19 protein-coding genes and 1 tRNA gene are annotated in these 23,602 nt (G+C 46.8%); 13 read left to right on the forward strand and 7 right to left on the reverse strand.

The features are described 5' to 3' along the window. The first annotated feature begins 12 nt into the window (after positions 1-12). From Q1B04_RS14680 to Q1B04_RS14700, 5 genes are all read left to right on the forward strand, one after another. The gene (locus tag Q1B04_RS14680; protein ID WP_299760058.1) at positions 13-648 is read left to right on the forward strand and encodes an SCO family protein; all 636 of its coding nucleotides are present in this window, start codon (positions 13-15) and stop codon (positions 646-648) included. Beyond that, positions 626-1,180 carry a DUF420 domain-containing protein gene (locus tag Q1B04_RS14685; protein WP_299760060.1) on the forward strand — a complete coding sequence of 185 codons (555 nt, stop codon included), beginning with the start codon at positions 626-628 and terminating at the stop codon, positions 1,178-1,180. The genes Q1B04_RS14680 and Q1B04_RS14685 overlap by 23 nt, the downstream gene beginning before the upstream one ends. Positions 1,181-1,208: 28 nt before the next feature. Further along, positions 1,209-1,475 carry a hypothetical protein gene (locus Q1B04_RS14690; protein ID WP_366524708.1) on the forward strand — a complete coding sequence of 89 codons (267 nt, stop codon included), beginning with the start codon at positions 1,209-1,211 and terminating at the stop codon, positions 1,473-1,475. A gap of 294 nt (positions 1,476-1,769) precedes the next feature. Further along, on the forward strand, positions 1,770-5,420 hold the full coding sequence (locus Q1B04_RS14695) for a HAMP domain-containing sensor histidine kinase (protein ID WP_299760062.1): 3,651 nt from the start codon (positions 1,770-1,772) through the stop codon (positions 5,418-5,420). Further along, positions 5,410-8,895 (forward strand): hypothetical protein, encoded by a 3,486-nt coding sequence (locus tag Q1B04_RS14700; RefSeq protein WP_299760064.1) that lies wholly within the window; start codon positions 5,410-5,412, stop codon positions 8,893-8,895. Before Q1B04_RS14695 ends, Q1B04_RS14700 begins: the two co-directional genes overlap by 11 nt. On the opposite strand, the gene Q1B04_RS14705 is transcribed toward Q1B04_RS14700, so the two are convergent. From Q1B04_RS14705 to rfaD, 3 genes are all read right to left on the reverse strand, one after another. Continuing rightward, positions 8,892-9,356: a YciI family protein gene (locus Q1B04_RS14705; RefSeq protein ID WP_299760066.1), complete on the reverse strand. Its 465-nt coding sequence runs from the start codon at positions 9,354-9,356 to the stop codon at positions 8,892-8,894. The genes Q1B04_RS14700 and Q1B04_RS14705 overlap by 4 nt on opposite strands. A 9-nt stretch (positions 9,357-9,365) precedes the next feature. After that, positions 9,366-9,920, reverse strand: coding sequence for a DUF4287 domain-containing protein (locus Q1B04_RS14710; RefSeq protein WP_299760069.1), 555 nt, complete (start codon positions 9,918-9,920; stop codon positions 9,366-9,368). A 124-nt stretch (positions 9,921-10,044) separates the two neighbouring features. Continuing rightward, positions 10,045-11,010: an ADP-glyceromanno-heptose 6-epimerase gene (gene rfaD / locus Q1B04_RS14715; RefSeq protein ID WP_299760071.1), complete on the reverse strand. Its 966-nt coding sequence runs from the start codon at positions 11,008-11,010 to the stop codon at positions 10,045-10,047. An 85-nt stretch (positions 11,011-11,095) separates the two neighbouring features. Between rfaD and Q1B04_RS14720 the strand changes: the two genes are divergently transcribed. From Q1B04_RS14720 to lpxB, 4 genes are all read left to right on the forward strand, one after another. After that, positions 11,096-11,986, forward strand: coding sequence for an ABC transporter substrate-binding protein (locus tag Q1B04_RS14720; protein WP_299760073.1), 891 nt, complete (start codon positions 11,096-11,098; stop codon positions 11,984-11,986). Further along, complete coding sequence (locus Q1B04_RS14725) at positions 11,983-12,993, forward strand: iron ABC transporter permease (protein ID WP_299760075.1); 1,011 nt, start codon at positions 11,983-11,985, stop codon at positions 12,991-12,993. The genes Q1B04_RS14720 and Q1B04_RS14725 overlap by 4 nt, the downstream gene beginning before the upstream one ends. Beyond that, complete coding sequence (locus Q1B04_RS14730; RefSeq protein ID WP_299760077.1) at positions 12,994-13,416, forward strand: 6-carboxytetrahydropterin synthase; 423 nt, start codon at positions 12,994-12,996, stop codon at positions 13,414-13,416. 66 nt (positions 13,417-13,482) lie between these two features. Then, the gene (lpxB, locus tag Q1B04_RS14735) at positions 13,483-14,604 is read left to right on the forward strand and encodes a lipid-A-disaccharide synthase (protein WP_299760079.1); all 1,122 of its coding nucleotides are present in this window, start codon (positions 13,483-13,485) and stop codon (positions 14,602-14,604) included. A gap of 315 nt (positions 14,605-14,919) precedes the next feature. Here the strand turns inward: lpxB and clpX are convergent, their stop codons facing one another. The 4 genes from clpX to Q1B04_RS14755 all read right to left on the reverse strand — a co-directional run bounded on the left by clpX (position 14,920) and on the right by Q1B04_RS14755 (position 18,773). Further along, positions 14,920-16,143 carry an ATP-dependent Clp protease ATP-binding subunit ClpX gene (gene clpX / locus Q1B04_RS14740; RefSeq protein ID WP_299760081.1) on the reverse strand — a complete coding sequence of 408 codons (1,224 nt, stop codon included), beginning with the start codon at positions 16,141-16,143 and terminating at the stop codon, positions 14,920-14,922. A 354-nt stretch (positions 16,144-16,497) separates the two neighbouring features. Beyond that, complete coding sequence (locus Q1B04_RS14745) at positions 16,498-17,196, reverse strand: ATP-dependent Clp protease proteolytic subunit (RefSeq protein WP_299760107.1); 699 nt, start codon at positions 17,194-17,196, stop codon at positions 16,498-16,500. A gap of 91 nt (positions 17,197-17,287) precedes the next feature. After that, a complete protein-coding gene (tig, locus tag Q1B04_RS14750; RefSeq protein ID WP_299760083.1) occupies positions 17,288-18,610 on the reverse strand; it encodes a trigger factor in 1,323 nt (440 codons plus the stop codon). Positions 18,611-18,691: 81 nt separating this feature from the next. Then, positions 18,692-18,773, reverse strand: a tRNA-Leu gene (locus Q1B04_RS14755). A 250-nt stretch (positions 18,774-19,023) separates the two neighbouring features. Between Q1B04_RS14755 and Q1B04_RS14760 the strand changes: the two genes are divergently transcribed. Genes Q1B04_RS14760 through Q1B04_RS14775 form a run of 4 tightly spaced genes read left to right on the forward strand, consistent with a single transcriptional unit; the run spans position 19,024 to position 23,360 of the window. After that, a complete protein-coding gene (locus Q1B04_RS14760) occupies positions 19,024-21,213 on the forward strand; it encodes a bifunctional (p)ppGpp synthetase/guanosine-3',5'-bis(diphosphate) 3'-pyrophosphohydrolase (protein WP_299760085.1) in 2,190 nt (729 codons plus the stop codon). Between the two features lie 32 nt (positions 21,214-21,245). Further along, positions 21,246-21,746: a transcriptional repressor gene (locus Q1B04_RS14765; RefSeq protein ID WP_299760087.1), complete on the forward strand. Its 501-nt coding sequence runs from the start codon at positions 21,246-21,248 to the stop codon at positions 21,744-21,746. Next, positions 21,718-22,068, forward strand: coding sequence for an STAS domain-containing protein (locus Q1B04_RS14770; RefSeq protein ID WP_299760089.1), 351 nt, complete (start codon positions 21,718-21,720; stop codon positions 22,066-22,068). The genes Q1B04_RS14765 and Q1B04_RS14770 overlap by 29 nt, the downstream gene beginning before the upstream one ends. A gap of 8 nt (positions 22,069-22,076) precedes the next feature. Next, a complete protein-coding gene (locus Q1B04_RS14775; protein ID WP_299760091.1) occupies positions 22,077-23,360 on the forward strand; it encodes an adenylosuccinate synthase in 1,284 nt (427 codons plus the stop codon). The last annotated feature ends 242 nt before the right edge of the window (positions 23,361-23,602 follow it).

Genomic DNA, 23,602 nt, shown 5'->3' on the forward strand with positions numbered 1-23,602 from the left:
TATATTTTCTTGATGAAACCATTAAAGGCACTAATACTAGGTATCCTATTATTAGTGCCTATTCTTATTTTTATCTTTATCAGTATCTTCGGTACGCATCATTTTTCGCTAAAAACTTATTACCCTAAATTAGATGATGCGGGTGGCGTAGTTTATAATGCAGCGGGTGATACGGTTTTTCAGCAAATGCCATACTTTGAGCTGAAGTCTTCTGTAGGCGAAAGTATAACACAGACTGATTTAGATAGCAACCTATATGTTGCCAGTTACTTTTCCCTACCTTGCGCAGATTCCTGCCAAAAAGTTTTTTCTCAATTGGTACGGGTGCAGGAGGTGTTTGCGAACAATCCTGAGTTGAAAATTGTTTCTATAGCAGTCAACGCTACCCCGGATACGCTACAAGTGCTTGATGGCTTATCTCAAAAGTTTAGTGTGAAAGACAAGAGCTGGTATCTTTTATCAGGAGATGAAGCTGCTATACAAAATGCAACTAAAATACCCAGCGACTCAATTACTTCGCAACGATTATTGTTAGTCGATAAACAAAAACATATTCGTGGAGTCTATGATGGGACAAACACGGAGGATGTTGATAGACTTATACTTGAAATAAACGTCTTACTGGATGAATACAGTAAAAGAAAGTAACCTTACCAGCGATAAAGACCGTAAGTTTTTAACACTTATCGCTATTCTGTCTGTTGCTATACCAGTGGTAGTGGCTGTTCTGTTTTTTATGCCAAAGTCGGGTACTTCTAGTATTGATGTATCCTATTTGCCAGCTTTCCATGCCATACTAAACTCTATGACTGCTGTTGCTCTGGTTATAGGGTTTTACTTTGTAAAGCAGGGTAATTCTAAAGCCCATCGCGCTGCAATGTTAGTTGCTTTCGGGCTCTCCTCCATATTTCTTGTTTCTTATGTTACGTACCACTTTTTAGGGCAGAGAACGAGTTACGGAGGAGAAGGGATTTTGATGTACATCTATTACTTTATACTATTGACTCATATAGTATTAGCTGTAGTTATTGTGCCTTTGGTGCTTTTATCTGTATATTTTGGTATTACTAATCAACTGAAACGCCACCGCCGTATATCTAACTGGACTTTCCCTATTTGGCTTTACGTAGCGGTTACAGGTGTTTTAGTTTACTTGATGATTTCGCCTTATTACGTTTAAAAGGCTTATTACTATAAACATTAAAGTGATGAGACAGAAGTTTAATAAAATATTATCGGCAGTGGCTTTAGCGTTTATACTAATGTTCGCTACTTCAGATGCATTTAGTCAGTGTGCTATGTGCCGAGCTACTGTAGAGTCTAATGTTGGTACCGGAAGTAAGGAGCCAGAAAATGATGTAGGCAGCGGCTTGAATACAGGTATACTTTACCTGATGATCGTTCCTTATGTGCTGATTGGCACTGTGGGTTTTTTGTGGTACAAAAATAGCCGCAAGAACGCCAGCAAAGCATAAAAAGATATACTAGATTCATAAGAAAGCCTTTACAGAGTTAAATCATGCTCTGTAAAGGCTTTTGCTTTTACTTATATTTTTGAATGGTATTAAGGCCTTCACATTTAGGCTTACACAAACATAAGTATAACTTCCATTTGGAGTGGCAGGAAATGTACCCGATTGCAGCACGGTTCTTGAGACTCTAGTGCTTATGCTACGTTTTGCTTACATTCGTAGATAAAATGTTTTGCTTTGAATCAGAGGTTTACCCCATTTATTCTATTATTCGCTTCCCTACTTTGTTTTGTAGTGATGGCAGGGCTGTATTTTAATGTACTGTCCTCACATGGTGCAACACTAGACCACAGCAAAGACGTCGAAACTATTTCTGAGCGTGTACATGGCTGTATTGGTAAAGCGAAACTACAGGCAGAGTCCATTGCTCCTGTTTTAAACGATAACACTATATCTTTCTCAAAGCTGCTTAAAGATGGGGAATATCCCATGTTTATCTATAGAGCCGGGAAGCTTGTTTTTTGGTCTAATCATACTATTGCGCCTCAACCAGACATCCCGGAAAGCTTAAGCGGAACCATTGCTATTGAAAATGAGTATGGCCGTTTTATACTTGTGCGGCAGCATGTCAGGAGGTATACTGTTGATGTATATGTACCGCTTCAGGTTGACTACAGAATTAACAATGCCTACCTCACTCCGAAACTTGAAGAGGAAGTTTTTAAACAAGACAATCTCCAGCTAATTTTAAATTCAGATGTGGCTTTGCCGAAGGTGTATTCTCCGGAGGGGCAGTTTCTGTTTGCGCTAAAATTTGAGGAAGCCCATAAAACAGCCGATTATGTAAGGCTACAATTAGGTTTGTTTGTTTTGGGGTTGTTGCTGTTTATCTTTTTTGCTGTTGCCATTAGCAGATACTTCTTCGGCCGCCGCGAATACAGCCGGGGTGTTCTGCTGCTCCTAGTTCTACTAGGTGGTATGCGTGTAGCGCTTCTGCTCCTGAATTTGCCCTTTTCCCTTACCGAAGCTGAACTGTTCGATCCTAAGCTGTACGCCGCATCATTTTGGTCTCCGTCTGTCGGCGACCTCTTGCTGAACGTAATTCTGTTGGCAACAGTAGCGGGTGCAAGTATATACTTGTTCCGGAAAAACCGTGTGGCGGCTAAGTTATTAGCTTTGCCGGAGAGTAAATCACGCTCTTTGCTTATACTCAGCATATTTATCTTTTTCTTCCTGTTGCTGCTGCTGTTCAGGTTTTACTACAGCATATTCCATAATTCGCCGCTGCTGCTGGATATAACGCAGTCATTAAGCTTCTCGAAGTATAAGGTTGTGCTTTATGGTATAATGCTGGTGCACACAGTGGCCCTATGCATGTTTACTTATATGCTGGCTACAGTTGTGTCTCTTTTGGTACCCAGAGAAACGACATACTGGCCTTACAAAATGCTGCTGGTTGTAGCGGTTGTACTTTTTGTGTTTACTGGTCTTTTTGTGGCGGAACTCTTTGTTGTTGTGCTGCTGGGGCTTATTTTCTGGGCAATTATCATACTTGCTGCACAGCACCAATACGCTGTAAGTGTGGCATATCGTACTTATTTGCTGTTCTTCCTGGTGATAATAGTAAGTGCGTTAACAGGAGCTATAGCGCAATTCTCACACTACCACAACGATCTCAAAACTTATAAGCAAAATCTTGCATTCAACATTTTACAGGATAACGATATACTTGGGGAGTATCAGCTGAACCAAGTTGCCGGGCAGATTGCAGAAGATGAACTTATCCAGATGAAGATGATGGGGCCATACGTGGATGCCTCCTTTATCAAGCGCAAAATTACGCGGCAGTACCTCAGCGATTATTTTGACAAGTATGAAATAAACGTCATGCTGTTTGACGGGCAGGGCAGGACACTCGAAAGCGCGGATACAACTGTCGTCACACTTCAGGAGCTAAGAAGGTTATATGACCAGCCGCAGACGCGCACGGAGCATGAGGAGCTTTTTCTGTTAAAAGACCCGGCCAGGTATAACGCCCGCACTTATCTTAAACTCATTCAGGTGCCAATCAGCAATGTGCAGAAAGGTACTATCGCGCTACAACTCACCCTGAAGAAACTCCTGCCGAACAGTGTTGTGCCGGAGCTGCTTGTTGATCAGAAGTATAACCAGCCTTTTGGACAGGATATGCTAAGCTACGCTATCTACAGCGATAATAAGTTACGCTACAGCGAAGGAGAGTATGATTATGCCACAAACTTTAACCGGGACCTTTTAGGCAAAACTGAGCTTTACCGGCAGGGCTTACCGCAGGATGAATCGCATCATTACGGAGTTCTGAATAACTATGGCCAAACGCTTATCATCACTACTGATAAGTATGGCGGGCGTGAAGTGCTTTCCAATTTTTCGTTTCTGTTTCTGGCTTTTATTTCCGGCATGCTAACTATAGGATTATTTTACCTGCTTTTGCAAAGGCACAGGCTGCGCGACTTCAGTCCTAATTTCAGCGCAAAGATCCAGCTGTTTCTAAACTTCGGAATACTGCTGCCAATGCTGCTGGTAAGTATAGCCACTGCCGGTTTGGTAACCGCCTCTTATAAAAAAGATCTCTTGATGATGTATGAGCAAAGGGGCGAAGCCATACAGGAGCATTTGGCGAAACAGCTAAGCAAAAGGTTGCTTCAACGGCCACGACAGCTGCAGCGACACATAGCTGAAATTGCTGCTATCGCTGAGACGGATGTAAATATCTATGACCGTAACGGGAAGCTGTTTGTAACAAGTCAGCCTCTGATTTTTGAGACGGGCCTGCTTTCTTACCTAGTAAATCCGGAGGCATTTGCAGCCATTTCAGAGCGGCAGGCGCTTCGAGTGATGCTGCAGGAGCAGGCTGGAAACCTGAGTTTCAACTCCATCTACTTGCCTCTCCGCGACGAGGACCATCCGGCGGAGCTGGCAGGCTTTATCGGTATCCCATTTTTTGACTCTGAAAAAGAGCTGGACCTGAAGCTGATCGAACTGGTTACCACCACCATGAATATCTTTACGGTGATGTTCATCTCGTTTATGGTGCTCACTTTCTTTGCCTCGCGTGCCTTAACAGTGCCGTTACGAATGCTCGCCGATAAGCTGAAACGCACTTCTCTCACCGGGAAGAATGCAATGCTGGCCTACGAAGGTGCTGATGAGATTGGCATGCTGGTAAATGAGTATAACCGGATGCTGCTTACGCTGGAGCAAAACAAGCAGGAGCTAGCCATGCAGGAAAAAGAAGCGGCCTGGCGTGAGATGGCCAGGCAAGTAGCGCATGAGATAAAAAACCCGCTTACCCCTATGAAGCTCTCGCTGCAGTACCTGCAAAAAGCTATCGCAGAGAAAAGGCCGAACACCGAGCAACTGATTGATAAGATTTCACATACGCTTATTACGCAGATTAACATTCTGAACGATATTGCCTCTTCGTTCTCCAGCTTTACCGCTATGCCGGAGCCAAAACCTGAGCCTATGGATGTAGCTGCCGCCCTGCATAAAGCTGCCGACCTCCACAATGACCCCGCCACCGCCACGCTTACGAAAGATATACCAGAGCAGCAGGTGGTTGTGAAAGCGGATGAAAGTTTGATGGTGCGGACCTTCAACAACTTGCTGCTGAATGCTATTCAGGCGGTTCCGACAAGCCGAAAGCCACAGATAAAGGTATGTTTGGAACTGCAAGGCAATCAGCATGTGTTGATTTCGATCAGAGACAATGGCAGCGGTATTCCGAAAGATATTCAGGACAAGGTGTTTATCCCCAACTTCAGTACAAAGTATACTGGGTCTGGGATCGGGCTTGCCGTGGCTAAGCGGGGCATCGAAAACGCCGGAGGCAAGATCTGGTTTAAGACGGATGAAGGGCAGGGAACCACGTTTTTTATTCAGTTACCGCTGGCGGATGAGCAGTAAAAGTCTGGGCGTACTGCTGCTGTGGCTGCTGTGCCTGCCGCTGCTCGCCCAGACTCCTCTCAGCAACAAACGTTGCAAATGGTTGCCGGTAAACAGTTTTCCGCAGCAGCTCGACTCTCTCACGCTTGTGCCGAGCTCTATTTCGTTGCAGCATCCTAAAAAAGAACAATTCAGCTACGATTACAATTTTACTTTTAACGAATTTAAGTTTACACGCTTTCCGTCTCCTGATTCTGTAGCGGTAGATACACTGGGCACTATGCGGGCTTTGCCGGATTCAGTACTGGTTTGCTTTCGGGTAATGCCCCTGAACCTGACGCAGCCGGTTTTTAAGCGAGATGTAGCGAGGCTGGATATAAATACAAATCAGGATAGGTTTTACAAGGAGGATATCAGCACAAAAGAGGAAATCTTCCGGACCCCCGGACTGAACAAAACAGGCAGCATTTCGAGAGGCGTCTCGTTCGGAAACACACAGAATGTATTTGTTAACTCAGCTCTAAACCTGCAGCTGGACGGCAAACTAACGGATGATATAAGTATAACAGCAGCTATTACAGACCAAAACATTCCTTTTCAGCCGGAGGGTAATACACAGCAGCTACAGGAGTTTGATAAAGTATACATTACGCTTCAGCACAAGCGATGGCAGCTAACTGCCGGCGATGTGGTTCTCAAAAGCAAGCCTTCGTACTTTATGCAATTTTATAAAAACGTGCAGGGTGGTGCTTTCAGTTATATATCAGGTAAGGATGCGGAGCGGCAGGGGGTTACAACAGTAGCAGCTTCGGTGTCTAAAGGAAAGTTTGCCTCCCAAACCATACAGCCGCAGGAGGGGGTGTTGGGGCCGTACCGTTTGCGCGGGCCAAACAATGAGCTGTTTATTATTGTGCTGGCAAACTCGGAGCGTGTTTTCCTGGATGGGGTGCTGCTGCAGCGGGGGTATGATTATGACTATGTAATTGACTACAATCAGGCTGAAATCACATTTACCACCCGGCATGTGATCACTAAAAACTCGAGGCTAAGAGTAGATTTTGAATACTCGGACCAAAACTATAGCCGGGGCATCTACCACCTCAACCATTACCAGAACCTTGGTAAACTGAAGGTGTACGGAAACTACTATAACGAAAGCGACAACCCCAACAGCCTTCTAAACCTTAACCTGAACTCGGAGCAGAAGCGTTTGCTGGCAAGTATAGGCGATAGCCTGAACCAGGCCATTTCCTCTGGTGCCGACAGTGTAGCTTATGACCCGGGGCAGGTGCTGTATGCCCGCATCGATACTTCTTACAACAACGGCCAAAACCTGGACCGCATATACGTATACTCTACCAGCCCGGAAGATGCGCATTATAGCGTTAGCTTTACCAATGTTGGCTCAGGAAACGGAGACTATGTGGCTATAAACGGCGCAGTAAACGGGCGGGCTTACCGTTGGGTGGCTCCTGTTAACGGGGTGCGACAGGGGAGTTATGCACCTGTGCGCGTATTGCCTACACCACGAAAGAAGCAGCTGATAACCTTTGGCAGCAGTTATGAACTACAGAAAAGCATTAGTTTTTTTGCTGAAGCCGCTGCATCAGAGCATGACTTAAACCGTTTCTCGGACCGTGATGCAGGAGATGATAACGGCAAAGGCTTACGGTTAGGCTATGTAGTGCAGGATAAGCTTATTCCTTTTATGGGGAAGTATAAGTTAAACAGCAGCCTGAACTATGAGTATACAGATGAGTTTTTTGAGCCGATAGACCGCTACCGCCCCATCGAGTTTGACCGTGACTGGAGTTTAACAAATACTGAGAAAACCGAAGACCACATTTTTAATTTTTCGGTGGGGGCAGCCCAGGACGCAGCAAATCTTGTAAACTACCGCATCAGTCGCCGCTACAGGCAGGAGCAGTTAGATGGTGTGCAGCACCACCTGGACTTGATGAAAAGGTTTGGCAAGCTGGAGTTTCGGAACCGTTTTTTTATACTTAACAACACACAGCAGGAGCGGGAGTCGCAGTGGTACCGGGGCGATATGAATGTAGAGTATGCTATAGGTAAAGTTTCTCCGGGTTATACTTACAGCTTTGATAAAAATCGCCTTACAGCTCTAAACACTGACTCTGTGGTTGGTTCCGCGCAATATTTTGAACAGCACCAGTTTTACCTCGAAAGCGGCGATACCACTAAAACAAAGTTCCGGGTAGACTATAGCCACCGCAGAGACAGATTTGCGACAGGCTACGGAACAATGGGCAACCTGGAAGTGGGGCAGACATATAACGCCATCGTACAAACGCGGCTGAACCAGGAGCAAACGCTGGCGGTGCAGGCCACTTACCGTAAGCTGGATGTCAGAAATAATAAAGATGAGGAAACGATACAATCGCGTGTAGACTATAACGGCACATTTGCAGACGGCGCTTTCCGTTCGGAGCTGAGTTATGCTACCGGCACCGGGCGGGAGCTGAAGCGCATCTATGTTTTTCAGGAGACACTGCCGGGGCAGGGAACGCACTACCTGCGCGAGGGCGGTGACCCCAATAACCTGAACGACTACCTGGAGGCACAAACAGTAGACCAGCGGCGCTATATCAAGATATATCTGCCCACTGATGAGTACGTAAATGCCTATACAAACACTTTTACCTACCGCCTTACTACAGCAACTCCACGCAGCTGGCGCAGCGAACCGGGTATAAAAGCCAAGCTTTCCAACTTCTCGATGCTCAGTTTTGTGAGCATCAACAAAAAAACAACCGACAGTAACCTGAGTCAGCGCTTTAACCCTTTTAGCGAAGACGTGGAGGATGCTTTTCTGATTTCGTTGGTGAAGCAGCTTCGCCATACGGTATACTTTAACCGCAGTAGCCCAAAGTATGGCATGGAGTACACCGTGCAGCAAAACGAGCAGAAGCAGCTGCTAACAAACGGCACCGAAACACGCAACGTGCTTAGCCATGTGCTGATAGGTCGGCTGAACCTGAACGAGGTGCTGAGCTCGCAGATGACCTTGGGTTATAATGTGCGGGAGAATCAGTCAAACTTTCTGAGCTCAAAAAACTTTAAAATTCAGGCGCGGGAGCTGTCGCCGGAGCTGGCTTACCAGCCAAATACGAAGCTGCGCTTTACGGGTAAGTACCAGCTGTCGCTGAAACAGGATGTGCTGGAGATTTCCGAAGTAGAGCAGGAGGGCACTTTTCATGAGCTGGGGCTGGAAACAAAGCTGAGCCAGGTGGGCAAACGAACCATCACAGGCAATATTAAATACGTGAACATTGATTTTGATGGGCTTGAGACTTCTTATGTTGGCTACGAAATTCTGAACGCCCTTCGCCCCGGCAACAACATGACCTGGTCTTTAGTGATGCAGCAGCGCCTGAGTAACGGCCTCAATATATCCCTGAACTATGACGGCCGCAAAGCTAATGGAGTGGGGGCAGTGCATACCGGACGTACGCAGGTATCGGTGTTGTTTTAAGGCTTTATCTTCTCAATTTTACGATGCGTTTCTAAGTATAAAGGCAGCGCAGCGGAACCATACCATGGGTAAAGCTCTACATCAAAAATCTTAGCCTTAACAGCCGGGTCGGTCCCTACCATTTCCTGAGCTTCCTCTACTGTCTTGGCATCAAGTATAAAAATGCCTCGGTAAGCTTTGTCGTTTTTGCCAAGCGGGCCAGCTACAATTAATTTCCCCTCGTTTGCCAGCCTGTTAATGTTCTCCATGTGGCCCCGGAAGTACTCGTTCAGCTTATTTTTGTCGGTGGTGGTGTTGGAGCCGGTTTTAAGTATAACCAGCACATACTGCTTCATGCCGTAGTCATCGGCACCGAGCGAGTCGGCGAGGGCTTTGCTGTAGCTCAGGTTCTGTGTTTGCGCCTGGGCATGGGCAGCAAAGCAACCCAAACAAAGTATGGTAAGGGCGAAAAACTTTTTCATAAGTATAAATTAGCCGGCGTTTTGGTAAGCAGTTTTTAACCAGTTGATAACTTCCGGGGTGATTTGATCTTCTGAGGTAAGTATGATTTTGTGTGAGCACATGGCGTTTGCTTTGTCTATAGATTCCAGAATACCTTGTGCTCCTTGGTTTTTGAGGTTGAGGCCGACTTCAAAGCGGGTTTTGGTGGCAGCCTGAAGTATGGCAAACTGCTTTTTGCGGCGCAAGCTCACGTAAGCGTTTTTAGGGGCAAGTTCCACATCCTCTCCAAACTTCTGAATCTCTGATAGCAGTGTTTCATACAAAGGTTTAAAATGCTCCTTGCCCTTGTACTGTTTTGCGATCAGGTCATCCTTGTTCTCTGCAGACCCGGCATCCGAGCCTTTTGATTTGTGCGCCACCAAGTTTGCAAAGCCATGGGTAAAGCCGTGCTCTTCTTTCAGAAACTTAATAATCTCGCCATGCTTGGCAAAGCTTTTACTGCGCACCAGTTCTACCCATTGCTCCAGCGTTTTGCCTGTATTCTTGTGCAGGTTATCAATCATGGTTTTTTCTGCCTGATCCATCTCTTTTATATTTTAAGTATGAAAACCTTAAGATACAGCATCTAACGAAAAGAGCAAGTATAGCACCTAGCTATACTTGCTCTTTATCTAGTTCCGTAGCCAGAACCGATCTTTAGGTAGTATGTTAGTAATAGCTCCCCTGCATCAGGTAGTTCTGTACGTAATCTTTTACGCCTTCTTCTAAAGTATAAAATGGCCTGTCGTAACCAATGGAGCGCAACTTGCTCATGTTGGCCTCGGTAAAGTATTGGTAGTTGTCGCGCAGGTTCTCCGGCGTATCCATAAAGTCGATGTTCGCTTCCACACCCATGGCATCGAAGGTGTTGAGCGTCAGTGCCATAAAAGTGCGAGCCTCTCCAGAGCCGAGGTTGTAGATACCCGAGTTTTTGCGGTGATGCATCAGGAACATACACACCTCTATTACATCCTTTACATACACAAAATCGCGCATCTGCTCACCGTCGGCGTACTCCGGGTTGTGCGAGCGGAACAGCTTCATGCTGCCTTTTTCCTTTACCTGGTTATAAGCATGGAAAATAACCGAAGCCATTTTGCCTTTGTGGTACTCGTTTGGCCCGTACACGTTAAAGAACTTCAGGCCGGCCCAGAAGAATGGCTTAGCTGTTTGCTGCAGCGCCCAGATATCGAAATCGTTTTTAGACTCGCCGTAAGGGTTAAGGGGCTTCAGCAGCGGAATAGTCTCCTCATTATCATCATAGCCGAGGGTACCGGAGCCGTAGGTGGCCGCAGAAGAAGCATAAACCAGCGGAATCTGATATTCGGCGCAGGCGTTCCACATCTGTTTAGAGTAGTTCAGGTTCAGGAGGTCGAACACATCCTTGTTAAACTCAGTGGTATCGGTGCGGGCACCCAGGTGGAAGACAAACTCTACTTCTTCGTAGTGATCGTTCAGCCAGTCGAAAAAGTTCTCGCGGTCTACGTACTCTTTTATTACTTTACCTTTCAGGTTATCTTCTTTTTTGGCGACAGAAAAATTATCTACCACCACTATATCGTTGAAATTGTCCTGGTTCAGCCTGCTTACGAGGCAACTGGCAATAAAGCCTGCGGCACCTGTTACTACTATCATACTTCTTTGTTAAGCCTGTATCTAAAATTGCGTTAAATTTACGAAAATAAACCGAGCCGCCTGCTTTGTGTAAGGCATCTATACTTTGAGACAAGCCAGATTCATACTTCATACTGTACTTTGCCTGCTGGTGTTTTCGTGCAGCCAGCCAGAGAAGCAGGCGCAGCAAACGTTGGTGCTACAAGACGATCTAGGTCGTGAACTGACACTGCCAAAAAAACCGGAGCGCGTGTTCTCCTTTGCCTCCTCCATGACGGAAATGCTATTTGGCGTACTCGACACGAGCTCCATCATCGCCCGAACCCCTCACGACGATTTCCCGGCTGCCGTGCAGCAGAAGCCCATAGTCAATAACTACCCGGTGGATTATGAGCAGGTGCTGGCCCTGAAGCCGGATTTGATTTTTACTGTGGAAGGAATTACGCCGCTGGAGGTGGCCGAGCGACTGAAGGAACTGGGCGTGCCGGTGTATTATCAGAAGTATAGATCAGTGGAAGATATTTTTACGGGTCTGGAAGATATCGGGCGCATTATGGACCGGGAGCAGGAGGCAAAGCAGCTGACGGATTCGCTGCGGCAGGAGGTGGCGCAGCTAAAGCAGCAGCATCAGAAATCAGAAAATCCGCAGCAGGTCTTGGCTATTACCTGGCATGATCCGATTTATGTGTACGGGCAGAACACTATTTTTACCGATAAGCTGCGCATACTTGGCGCCGAGAACGCGGTGCAGGAAGTATTTGAGCAGCCTTACCCGGCACTGACGCGCGAATACATTCTGAAGCTGAACCCCGACGTGCTGATTGGCGGCACTAAAGAAGAATTGGAAGAGAGCTTCTTTAAACTTTATTCTGAACTGCGCAAAATCAAAGCTTACCAAAACAATCGGATATACAAACCAACAGATAACCTGATGTCGCGGCCGGGCCCACGAGTGGTGGAGTCGCTGCGGGAGCTGGAGGGCTTTATTTATCCATGATGCGGCGCGGTTCATACTTTATACTTGCCCTGTTGCTGATTCTGGTGGTGATGCTGCTGGGGCTGCAGGTCGGCTCTTTTGATACAGATGCGGCTACTATTCTGCAGGTATTCAGCAACTACAACCCAGCCGATACCACGCATTTTGCGATACTTCATCTGCGGTTGCCGCGCCTGCTGCTGGCACTGACTGTGGGAGCCTCGCTGGCCTTTTGCGGTTACTTAATGCAGGCGATGGTAAACAACGGGCTGGCCGATCCATACTTACTGGGAACGGCCTCGGGCGCATCGTTAGGCGCGGTGATCGTTTTCTTTGGTTTTGTGCCCATGACGGTGGCCGGTTTATACTTGCCGCCCGTGTTTGCGCTGGCCGGAGCCTTTTTGGTAACGCTGGTGGTGGTGATATTGGGCTACCGGAAGCGGCAGATTATCCCAGCGCAACTTTTGCTGGCAGGTATTGCCCTTAGTTCTTTAGTTACCTCCATCGTTGGCCTGCTCACGTTTCTGTCTGATTCCGAAGGAAAGCTCAGGTCTGTGGTGTTTTGGTCAATGGGGAGTTTTGAGCGGGCCAGTTGGGAGATGGTGCCCTACCCGGCGGCGGCCTTGCTGGCGGCTCTGCTGCTTTTTATTTTCTATCAGAAACAACTCAACATACTTTTACTGGGGGAGGAGCGGGCGCAGGCGCTGGGTATACAGGTGGCGCAAACGCGTTGGGTTATACTAGCCACAGTATCAGTGGTTACAGGTTTTGCCGTTGCGACATCAGGGCCAATCGGATTCGTCGGTTTGATTATACCCCACGTCACCCGCGGACTGCTGGGCGCAACGGGTAAAGGCAACCTGCTGCTGTGCGCTTTCATCGGCGGTTTGTTCATGCTTGTCTGCGATCTGCTCTCCAGGATAATATACCCTCCCGCCGGACTGCCAATCGGAATTATTACTTCGTTCTTTGGTGTTCCTTTCTTTGTATATTTGCTGTTCAAAAAGAATTACAATTTTAGAGGATAAATGATTTACGTTAGCAGGTTAGAGCACTTCAATGCAGCTCACAAGCTTTTCAACCCGAACTGGTCGTTGGCTAAGAATAAGGAGGTTTTCGGGCCATGCGCCAACACAAACTGGCATGGGCACAACTACGAGCTGATTGTAACGGTAAAGGGCAAACCCGATCCGGATACAGGCTTTGTCATTGACCTGAAAAAGCTCAGTACACTCATCCGCACCCACATCATCGATAAAGTAGACCATAAGAACCTGAACCTGGATGTGGCTTTTATGGAAGATAAGCTGGCCAGCACAGAGAATCTTGTAGTGGAGTTTTGGAAAATACTGGAGCCTTGCGTAAAAGAAATCTCAAACAATATTGCCACGCTGCACAGCCTGAAGCTTTACGAAACCCCACGAAATTACGTGGAGTATTTTGGAGAATAATTTAGTGAGCGGTTTATACTTTACATCCGCTATACTTATTTTACCAACTCCATAAGAACTTACCCCATGAAGTATTACATTATAGCCGGGGAGCGCTCCGGCGACCTGCACGCATCCAACCTCATCAAGCAGCTCCGCAAGCAAGACCCGGAGGCGCAGATCAGGGGCTGGGGCGGAGACATGATGCAGGCTGCCGGTATGGACTTGGTGCGCCATTATCAGGAAATGGCTTTTATGGGTTTTGCGGAGGTTTTTAAGAGCCTGCGCAAGATTCTCGGTTTCCTGAGTGAGGCAAAATCGGATATAAAGCAGTACCAGCCAGATGTGGTGATACTGGTAGATTATGCCGGGTTTAATATGCGTATTGCCAGGTTTGCCAAAAAGCAGGGGATGAAGGTGTTTTACTACATCTCGCCAAAGATCTGGGCTTGGAACCAGGGGCGCGTGCATGGCATAAAAAAAGTAGTAGACCGCATGTTTGTGATCATGCCTTTTGAGGAGGAGTTTTACGGCCGGTTTAACTACAAAGTAGATTATGTAGGCAACCCTGTAAACGATTCTGTAACAGACCATGTGCCGACCACAGATTTTAGAGCTAAGAACAAACTCTATAACAACAAGCCTATCATTGCTCTGCTTCCGGGCAGCCGGCGGCAGGAGATTGAGAACATGCTGCACGTCATGCTGAGCGTACTGCCAAATTTTCGGGATTACCAGTTTGTGGTGGCGGGAGTGAGCAATTTCTCTAAGGAGTATTACGAGCAGTACAACAAAGACTCCAACATCAAGATCATCTACGACCAAACCTACGACCTGCTCTCACATGCGAAGGCCGCACTGGTTACATCAGGTACTGCCACTTTAGAAACGGCTTTATTTGGCGTGCCGCAGGTGGTGTGCTACAAAACAAGCTCCATATCTTATACTATCGGCAAGATGGTAATTAAGGTGCCGTACATTTCGTTGGTGAACCTGATCGCTAACAAGCCTGTGGTAACGGAGCTGATTCAGGATGATTTTACGGCGAAGCAAATTGTAGCGGAGCTGAAGCGAGTGTTGTTTGATCAGCACTTCATGAAGCAGCAGCAGGAGGGATATACACTTGTCCGGAAGAAGATTGGCGATTTTAGAACGGCGGAGCGTGCCGGCGAGTTGATGGTGAAGTATCTGAAAGAGGAGAAAGTCTAACCCAATTTACCAGCAAACTTCCTATAACCTGCCGCTAGTCCTTTGCCGTATAGACATAGACCTTGCTACGCTAGCGAGGCTTTATAATGCTATATATAACTAACAAGACTATGAAATCTATATTTATCGCCTTAGGCCTTACAGGATTATTGATATCAGTGCTGTTGATCCGAGAATCTTCTGCTGGCCCATTCGTGGAAAAAGATGCCTACGCTGACCTGGAGTTTTAAATAATACACTTACTATAGTATAAAAGCACGAGAGGCTTACCTGTAAAAGGTAAGCCTCTCGTGCTTTTATGGGTTTATACTTGCCTTAAGCCACTTTTAGCTGCTTCAGGCTCGATTTTTCAAATTTTTCGCGGGCATAGTCACCAGTGATCACCAGTTCTTTTGTTCCCTCCTCAGATGGTAGCTCAAACATGGCATCCGTCATGATTCCTTCGCAGATAGAGCGCAAACCACGTGCTCCTAATTTATACTCTGCTGCTTTCTCCACAATATACTCCAGCGCACCTTCATCAAAAGAAAGGTTGATGTTTTCCATCTCGAACAGACGCTTGTACTGCTTCACAATAGAGTTCTTTGGCTCCAGCAAAATCAGGCGAAGTGTCTCCTTATCCAGCGGGTTCAGGTGCGTGACTACCGGCAAGCGGCCGATAAGCTCTGGTATCAAACCGAAGTTTTTCAGATCCTGGGCAGTCAGGTATTTTAGGAAGTTTTCGTTTTCCTCAGCCTCATCCAGCTTAGACTTAGAAAAACCTATAGGGCGCGTGTTCAGGCGGTTCTTAATCAGCCTGTCAATGCCAACAAAGGCGCCACCGCAGATGAACAGGATATTCTCAGTGTTTACCGTGATCATTTTTTGCTCCGGGTGCTTGCGGCCACCTTGCGGCGGTACGTTTACCGTAGTGCCTTCCAGCAGTTTCAGAAGGGCCTGCTGCACACCTTCGCCGCTCACGTCGCGCGTAATAGACGGGTTATCGCTCTTGCGGGCAATCTTGTCAATCTCATCGATGTATACAATGCCACGCTCTGCAGCCTCTACGTTGTAATCTGCGGCCTGCAGCAGGCGGGTAAGTATACTTTCCACGTCCTCGCCAACATAACCGGCTTCGGTAAGTACAGTAGCATCGGCAATACAGAAAGGCACCTGCAGGATGCCGGCCATCATACGCGCCAGGTACGTTTTGCCTGTACCGGTTTCGCCAACCATAATAATGTTCGACTTCTCAATAACCACATCATCGTCGGTAGGCTGCTGCATCAGGCGCTTGTAGTGGTTATAAACCGCCACCGACATAACCTTCTTCGCTTCGTCCTGCCCCACCACAAACTGGTCAAGGTAAGTCTTCATCTCCTTCGGCTTCATCAGGTTGAACTTAGGAGTACGGCTGCTAGCGCGTATCTTGTTCTCCTCATTCAATATCTGCTGTGCCTGCCCGATACAACGATCGCAAATGTGCGCGTTGATACCGGAGATCATCACCGATACATCCTTCTTGTTTTTGCCGCAAAATGAGCACGTAATTTCTGCCATAAGAAACGATTGATCCAGAGTAGTTTACGCACCTTTTTAAAATGCGTAAAGCAAAGGTACAAAAATGAATACTTATACGAGTATAAAAATTTTGATGCAAATGCTAAAACATGGTTCAAACATGGACATAAATTCTAAGATAAGTATTTTACTATTTTTAGATAAGTATCTGATAGTTAATCATGTGGGATGCCTTGATGTACACAGTAGGGTGTGGAAAACTTTTTTGATAAAGTTGCTCTTTCAAGCTACCCTTTATACTTAAGGAGTCTTTTATTAGTGCAAAAAACACAAAACAAAAACCCGCAACAGTTATGTTACGGGTTTTTATATTATATAAGTTATACTTTATACTTATGTAGTTTTGCGGACAAGCACTTCGTCTATCAGGCCGTATTCTTTGGCTTCTTCGGCACGCATCCAATAGTCACGGTCAGAGTTGTCATAAACTTCCTGATATGATTTACCTGAATGATCAGCCAAAATCTCATAAAGCTCTTTCTTCAGCTTCAGGATCTCGCGGGCCGTGATTTCGATATCAGATGCCTGACCTTGCGCACCGCCCATTGGCTGGTGAATCATGATGCGGGAGTGTGGCAGGGCAGAGCGTTTGTTTTTCGCACCGCCGGCCAGCAGCACGGCACCCATAGAGGCCGCCAGACCAGTACAGATTGTTGCCACGTCCGGGCTTACATACTGCATCGTGTCATAAATACCTAGGCCTGCATACACAGAGCCACCCGGGCTGTTAATGTAAAGCAGGATATCCTTTTTAGAATCTGCTGACTCCAGGAACAGGAGCTGAGCTGTGATGATGTTAGCGATAAAATCATCTACCTGTGTGCCCAGGAAAATAATACGGTCCATGATCAAACGGGAGAATACGTCAATCTCACGAAAGTTAGTAGGGCGTTCCTCGATTACCGAGCGAGTCATACTTTCGATAGTATGCATGGCTCTGCCTTCTACGTGGTTAATATATTGGTCTACGCCCAGGCCGCTCATGCCTTGGCCTTTTACAGCAAATTTGCGGAACTCGTCTTTGTTAAACATCATCTTGTTTAGGTTTACGGTTTTCTCAAAAATAAAAAAGTCCTTCTAAAATTGAAGGACTTTTTTATAAAGTTATGTATGTGCGCTAAGGTTACAGCGACATATTTCTGAAGTCCTCTGATGAGATAGTCTTCTCAACAACAGTCATCTTCTCTTTTAGTTTAGCGAGCACCTTCTCAGCCAGCAGTTGCTCGTACTCGTTAATATAATTACGGCCGTTGTCCTGCTGCAGATACTGCTGGGCGTAGCTGTTCATGCTTTCCATCAGCTCTTCAGGTACTTCCGGCATGTTGAACTGCGCCAGCATCTTCTCCTTGGTAGCGTCAACCACTTCCTCGTTCGATACTTTCAGCTCGTTTTCCTCAACTACCTTGTTCTTGATCATTGACCACTTCAGCTCGCGTACATACTTATCAAAGTTCTCTTCGATTTGCTCAGTAGTTAGCTTGCCTTCGTTTGTAACCTGGATCCAACGCTTAAAGAACGCCTCAGGCAGTTCTACTTCCACGTTGTCAACAAGTGTGTCGATGATGTTGCGGTATAGCAGGTTGTCAGACTCGCGCTCATAGTTCTCCAAGATCGTCTCACGGATCTTAGCGTCAAACTCTTCTTCAGTTGTTACTTCGTCTTTACCGAAAAGCTTGTCGAAAAGTTCTTGGTTCAACTCAGCAGACTCTGTGCGGTTGATCTTCTCCACGATAAACTCAAATTCACCGTTCAGGTCAGCCACAGCTTCTTTACTTAGGCCTGTAACGTGCGCCAGGGCAGCGTTGTCATCGCCGAAAGTCTTACGAATGTCGAAGCGAACAACGTCATCTGTTTTTACGCCTACAAATTTATCCTGACCTTCTACCACACGGCTAGTCGGGATAAGCGTTTTAGACTGGAACTCGCCGTCTACCTGCTTCAGCTCGCCAGAAATAAAGTCGCCTTGCTCAGCTGTTTCCGGGTTAACGGTTTTGCCGAACTGACGCTTCAGGTTCTCGTAAGCTTCGTCGATTGTTTTCTGGTCTAACTCAACTTTGTAGCCCTCTACGCTTTTATCCAGCGGAAGGTTGAAGTCTGGCAACAGGCCTACTTGGTAAGTAAATTCAAAAGTTTTCTGGTTATCCCAATCAATTTCTGGCTGCTCTGTCTCCGGAAGCGGCTCACCTAGAAGCTTCACATCGTTTTCACGGATATATTTAGAGATCTCCTCCTGAAGCGTTTTGTTGATCTGCTCCACCAGAATGCTCTTGCCATACATTTTCTTTACAAGCCCTGCAGGTACTTTACCAGGTCTGAAGCCTTTTATCTGAGCTTTTTTGCTGTATTCTTTTACCTGCTGGTCTACTTTCGGTGCGTAGTCCGCCTCTTCCAGTACCACCTTCAGTTGCGCATTGGTGCTGTCGGTTTGGTTTAATGTAATATTCAAGGCTTATAAAAATTTAAGATTTTAGAAATAGCTAGTAAAAACAAACCCCCAACAAATTTTGTTGAGGGTTCGTGTTGTTTGTGCGGATGGAGGGACTCGAACCCCCATGCCTCGCAGCGCTAGATCCTAAGTCTAGTGCGTCTACCAATTTCGCCACATCCGCTTGAGTGTGCTTGTTCGTTTTAGTGTTGCAAAGGTAAGCAACGAAATTTTAAATGCAATAGCTCACGCAAAAATTTCTTAAATATTTTTTAACCTGCATATACAACACCCTCCTAAACGCTTTAGCAGAAGCGGTGTATTGGTTGCGTGTTAGAATCAGTTATATTTGAAACTTATAAAGCCGCCAGCTTATTTATACTTATAGTGTGCGCCGCCAAAGCAGGTTGTATACTATAGCATAGTTGCACAACATGATTGATTTAGAAGCAGAACGCAAAGAGATACTCAGGCACTACAGGAGGTTACTTAGGTATGCAAAGCCTTTCCTGAAGGATAATGACGCGAAGATTATTAAGAAGGCTTTTAACACCTCGCTTGAGGCGCACAAAGATATGCGCCGCAAGTCTGGTGAGCCTTACATCCTGCACCCGCTGGCTGTAGCCCAAATAGCCGTTGAGGAAATCGGGCTGGGTACCACCTCTATTGTAGCCGCTTTGCTGCATGATGTGGTGGAGGACACTGACCTGGAGGTAGCTGACATTGAGCGCGAGTTCGGACCGAGCGTGGCGCGTATCATTGAAGGGCTGACCAAAATATCCGGCGTATTCGACTACGGCAGCTCGCAGCAGGCCGAGAATTTCCGTAAAATGCTGCTCACGCTGAGCGACGATGTGCGCGTTATACTTATAAAGCTAGCCGACCGCCTCCACAACATGCGTACGCTGGGTAGTATGCCGCGCCACAAGCAGCTCAAGATCGCATCCGAAACTATGTACCTGTACGCTCCGCTGGCGCACCGGCTTGGTTTGTATGCTATTAAATCTGAGCTGGAGGATCTGTACTTAAAGTATACCGACACCGACACTTATAAGGATTTATCTAGAAAAGTACGCCAGACACGCAGCGCCCGTAACAAGTTTATCAAAGACTTCATACATCCGATAGAGGATGAGCTGAACAAGTATGGCTTTAAGTTTAACATAAAAGGCAGGCCGAAATCTATCTACTCTATCCTGAAAAAGATAAAGAAGCAGAACATTACCTTTGATGAGATTTACGACCTGTTTGCAATCAGAATTATACTTGACGTGCCGCTGGAGAATGAGAAGGCGGCTTGCTGGCAGGTATACTCTATCATAACAGACTTTTACCAGCCAAACCCCGACCGCCTGCGCGACTGGGTGAACACGCCAAAGGCCAATGGTTATGAGTCGTTGCATACGACGGTTATGAGCAAGTCTGGGCAGTGGGTGGAGGTGCAGATACGCACCAACCGCATGGACGAGATTGCCGAGCGCGGATACGCTGCCCATTGGAAGTATAAAACTGAGGGCGGCGGCTCTGCCGAAGGTTTGGAGCAGTGGATAAACAAGGTGCGCGACATGCTGGAGAACAACACCGCCAACGCGCTTGAGTTTATGGACGAGTTCCGTAAGAACCTGTTTGTGGAGGAGGTGTTTGTGTTTACACCGAAAGGCGAGCTCATCATACTTCCGGATAAATCTACCGCCCTGGATTTTGCATTTGAGATTCACTCCCAGATCGGTTTACACTGTCTGGGTGCCAAGGTAAACCAGAAGCTGGTGCCGCTAAGCTATCAACTAAAGAACGGAGACCAGGTGGAGATTCTGACTTCGCAGAAGCAGAAGCCGAACGAGGAGTGGCTGCAGTATGTAGTTACCTCCAGGGCACGCACCCGGATAAAGGATGCTCTCCGCGAGGAGCGCAAAAACAAGGCGGAGCAAGGCAAGGCTATGCTAGATGCAAGAATGGAGCATTTAGGGGTAGCCGATACGCAGCAGAACATGAACAAGCTGCAGGCTTTCTTTAATGTTGCCACGCTACAAGATCTATACTATAGAGTAGCCACCGGCCACATCGACATCAAAAACATTAAAGAAGTTATCTTTACAGCCGCCTCCGATAAGAGCGCCTCCATGCTCGACCCGAAATCTTTTGATAGAGAAGTGCAGAAGATCAGGGGCGTGAACTCGGATATGTTGGTGATAGGCGAGACAACATCTAACTGGGACTACAACATGTCTAACTGCTGTAATCCTATTCCGGGCGATGATGTGTTCGGTTTTCAGACAGAGGAGGACGGGATAGAGATACACCGCACCAACTGCAAGCGGGCTATGGAGCTGATGTCTAACTACGGCAACCGCATCATCAAAGCGAAGTGGACGGAGCAGAAGGAGTTGGCTTTCTTGGTAGGCATCCGGATAAAGGGTACTGACCGTGTGGGTTTGGTGAGCGACCTGACAAGAATTATCTCCACCAGCTTAAAAGTAAACATGCGCTCCATTACCATAGACTCCAACGACGGTATTTTTGAAGGGAATATTATGGTATTTGTAAATGACACAGGCCACCTCGATAAGCTTATTCAGCGCATGAGCAAAGTGAACGGTATACTTACCGTAGAGCGTTTTGATTAAGAGGAAGCCTTACTTATACTTTAGAAGAAACAATGGCATTAGATAAAAGGAAGTTTGAAGAAGTAAAAAAGATCTTTACGGCATACTTAGAAAGCAAAGGCTTGCGTAAAACACCTGAGCGCTATGCTATCTTGGAAGAGATCTACTCCAGCGACGGGCATTTTGATGTGGAGTCACTCTACATCAGTATGAAAAACAAAAACTATCGCGTAAGCCGGGCCACTGTGTATAATACGCTGGACCTGTTGGTAGAGAACGATCTGGTAAGCAAGCACCAGTTCGGGCGTAACCTGGCGCAGTATGAGAAATCGTACGGTTACCGCCAGCACGACCACGTAATCTGTACGGAGTGCCATAAAGTGGTTGAGTTTTGCGACCCGCGTGTGCATCAGATTCAAACAATGGTGGGCGAACTGTTAAATTTTCATATCTTGCACCACTCCCTGAACCTATATGGTGTTTGCGGTGATTGCCGTGCTAGAAAAGTGACAGAGGAAGAAAAACATGAAGTATCAGACAGAACTCAAGGATAACATCCTTTACATCCGGCTGGAGGGCGACCTGATAGCAGGCGCAGACACGCAACAGATGATGGAGAGCGTGGATGGGCTGCAGGAGGGAAGTATGCAGCTCTGTGCTGTCGATCTGTCAAATGTGCGCTTCATGGACAGCAGCGGTATGGGAGTACTGGTGTCGCTGCTTACAAAGTTTCGCAACCGTGGAGGAGAGCTGGTGCTGATAAAGCCATCAGACCATATCCGCAAATTACTTATAGTAACAAAGCTGAACGCGATATTTACAATTGCTGAGAACGATAACTTCGCAGCGCAATTCTTAAAGGAATCAACATACTAAATACTTAAATGGCAGTTGACATTTTAATAGGTCTGCAGTGGGGCGACGAAGGTAAAGGTAAGATTGTAGACGTACTTGCTCCGACCTATGACATTGTAGCCCGTTTCCAGGGCGGCCCAAATGCGGGCCACACGTTAGAGTTTGAAGGCACTAAGCACGTGCTGCATCAGATCCCATCCGGCATTTTTCATCCGGAAATCAAAAACATTATTGGCAATGGCGTGGTGCTAGACCCAATTGTTTTCCGCACTGAAATGCAGAAACTGCAGGACCGTGGCGTAGACGCCTCTATAAACCTGTACATTTCTAAAAAGGCTTCGCTTATACTTCCATCGCACAAAGTGCTGGACCGTGTTTCCGAAGAGGCATTAGGCAGTGGTAAAATCGGGTCTACTCTAAAAGGCATAGGCCCAACTTATCAAGATAAAATAGGCCGTGTAGGCTTAAGAGTAGGAGATATTCTGGCAGATGATTTCCAGGATCGCTACAATAAACTGGTAGAGCGCCACCGCAAAACAGTAGAGTTCTATGGTCAGGAGCTGGATCTTGGTGAGCAGGAGCAGAACTTCTTCGATGCCGTGGACTACCTGCGCACACTGCAGCTAGTTGAATCGGAGTACATGATCAACGAAGCGCTGCAAAGCGGCAAACGTATACTTGCAGAAGGTGCCCAAGGTGCCTTGTTAGATATTGACTTCGGTACTTATCCGTTTGTAACTTCTTCCAGCACTATTGTAGCCGGAGCATGTACAGGTCTTGGTGTAGCTCCTAAGCACATCGGCGAAGTATACGGTATATTCAAAGCATACTGCACCCGCGTGGGCAGCGGCCCTTTCCCAACAGAGCTTTTAGATGAAGTAGGGGAGGAGATTCGCCAAGCTGGTCGTGAGTTTGGTTCTACCACAGGTCGTCCGCGTCGCTGTGGCTGGGTAGACTTGCCAAGCCTGAAGTATAGCATTATGCTAAATGGCGTTACGCAGCTAAACATGATGAAGGCTGATGTTTTGACGGAGTTTGATACTATAAAGGTATGTACACATTATAAACTGCCTTCAGGAGAGATAACCGATAAAGTACCTCACTCTATAGAGACAGGAGAGCTGGAGCCAGTTTACGAAACATTGCCAGGTTGGAGAGTAGATTTGAACAAGATTGAATCTATAGACGAGCTTCCGGAGGCATTTAAAAATTACCTGACTTTCCTGGAAAAGCACCTGCAAGTACCTATAACTATAGTATCGGTAGGACCAGACAGAAAAAGCACATTGAAAAGAGAAGCAGTGAATGCGTAAAGTATAACTGGTATATAAGTATAAAAGGAGCCCGCGCAGCAATGCCGGGCTTCTTTTTTGCCCGCTGAAAAGCGCCATCTGATGACAGGCAGCTGATCAGCAGGCGCCCGCGGCGGGCACCCGAAACTTTTTCTCGTTGTCTTTCAGGTGCTTACCTGCTCCGGATAAGTTTTTTTGGGTGGTGGTGTTGCGGGGGCGGGATTTTTGCCTACTTTTGCATCCCGGTTCAGCAGGGACGGGGC

This window comes from uncultured Pontibacter sp., assembly GCF_947495565.1.
Classification (GTDB): domain Bacteria; phylum Bacteroidota; class Bacteroidia; order Cytophagales; family Hymenobacteraceae; genus Pontibacter.

Excerpts from the sequence above, each read along its gene's own strand:
- Q1B04_RS14680 (WP_299760058.1), top strand. The coding sequence starts at position 13 with ATGAAACCATTAAAGGCACTAATACTAGGTATCCTATTATTAGTGCCT.
- Q1B04_RS14685 (WP_299760060.1), top strand. The coding sequence starts at position 626 with ATGAATACAGTAAAAGAAAGTAACCTTACCAGCGATAAAGACCGTAAG.
- Q1B04_RS14690 (WP_366524708.1), top strand. The coding sequence starts at position 1,209 with ATGAGACAGAAGTTTAATAAAATATTATCGGCAGTGGCTTTAGCGTTT.
- Q1B04_RS14695 (WP_299760062.1), top strand. The coding sequence starts at position 1,770 with ATGGCAGGGCTGTATTTTAATGTACTGTCCTCACATGGTGCAACACTA.
- Q1B04_RS14700 (WP_299760064.1), top strand. The coding sequence starts at position 5,410 with ATGAGCAGTAAAAGTCTGGGCGTACTGCTGCTGTGGCTGCTGTGCCTG.
- Q1B04_RS14705 (WP_299760066.1), bottom strand. The coding sequence starts at position 9,356 with ATGAAAAAGTTTTTCGCCCTTACCATACTTTGTTTGGGTTGCTTTGCT.
- Q1B04_RS14710 (WP_299760069.1), bottom strand. The coding sequence starts at position 9,920 with ATGGATCAGGCAGAAAAAACCATGATTGATAACCTGCACAAGAATACA.
- rfaD (WP_299760071.1), bottom strand. The coding sequence starts at position 11,010 with ATGATAGTAGTAACAGGTGCCGCAGGCTTTATTGCCAGTTGCCTCGTA.
- Q1B04_RS14725 (WP_299760075.1), top strand. The coding sequence starts at position 11,983 with ATGATGCGGCGCGGTTCATACTTTATACTTGCCCTGTTGCTGATTCTG.
- Q1B04_RS14730 (WP_299760077.1), top strand. The coding sequence starts at position 12,994 with ATGATTTACGTTAGCAGGTTAGAGCACTTCAATGCAGCTCACAAGCTT.
- lpxB (WP_299760079.1), top strand. The coding sequence starts at position 13,483 with ATGAAGTATTACATTATAGCCGGGGAGCGCTCCGGCGACCTGCACGCA.
- clpX (WP_299760081.1), bottom strand. The coding sequence starts at position 16,143 with ATGGCAGAAATTACGTGCTCATTTTGCGGCAAAAACAAGAAGGATGTA.
- Q1B04_RS14745 (WP_299760107.1), bottom strand. The coding sequence starts at position 17,196 with ATGTTTAACAAAGACGAGTTCCGCAAATTTGCTGTAAAAGGCCAAGGC.
- Q1B04_RS14760 (WP_299760085.1), top strand. The coding sequence starts at position 19,024 with ATGATTGATTTAGAAGCAGAACGCAAAGAGATACTCAGGCACTACAGG.
- Q1B04_RS14765 (WP_299760087.1), top strand. The coding sequence starts at position 21,246 with ATGGCATTAGATAAAAGGAAGTTTGAAGAAGTAAAAAAGATCTTTACG.
- Q1B04_RS14770 (WP_299760089.1), top strand. The coding sequence starts at position 21,718 with ATGAAGTATCAGACAGAACTCAAGGATAACATCCTTTACATCCGGCTG.
- Q1B04_RS14775 (WP_299760091.1), top strand. The coding sequence starts at position 22,077 with ATGGCAGTTGACATTTTAATAGGTCTGCAGTGGGGCGACGAAGGTAAA.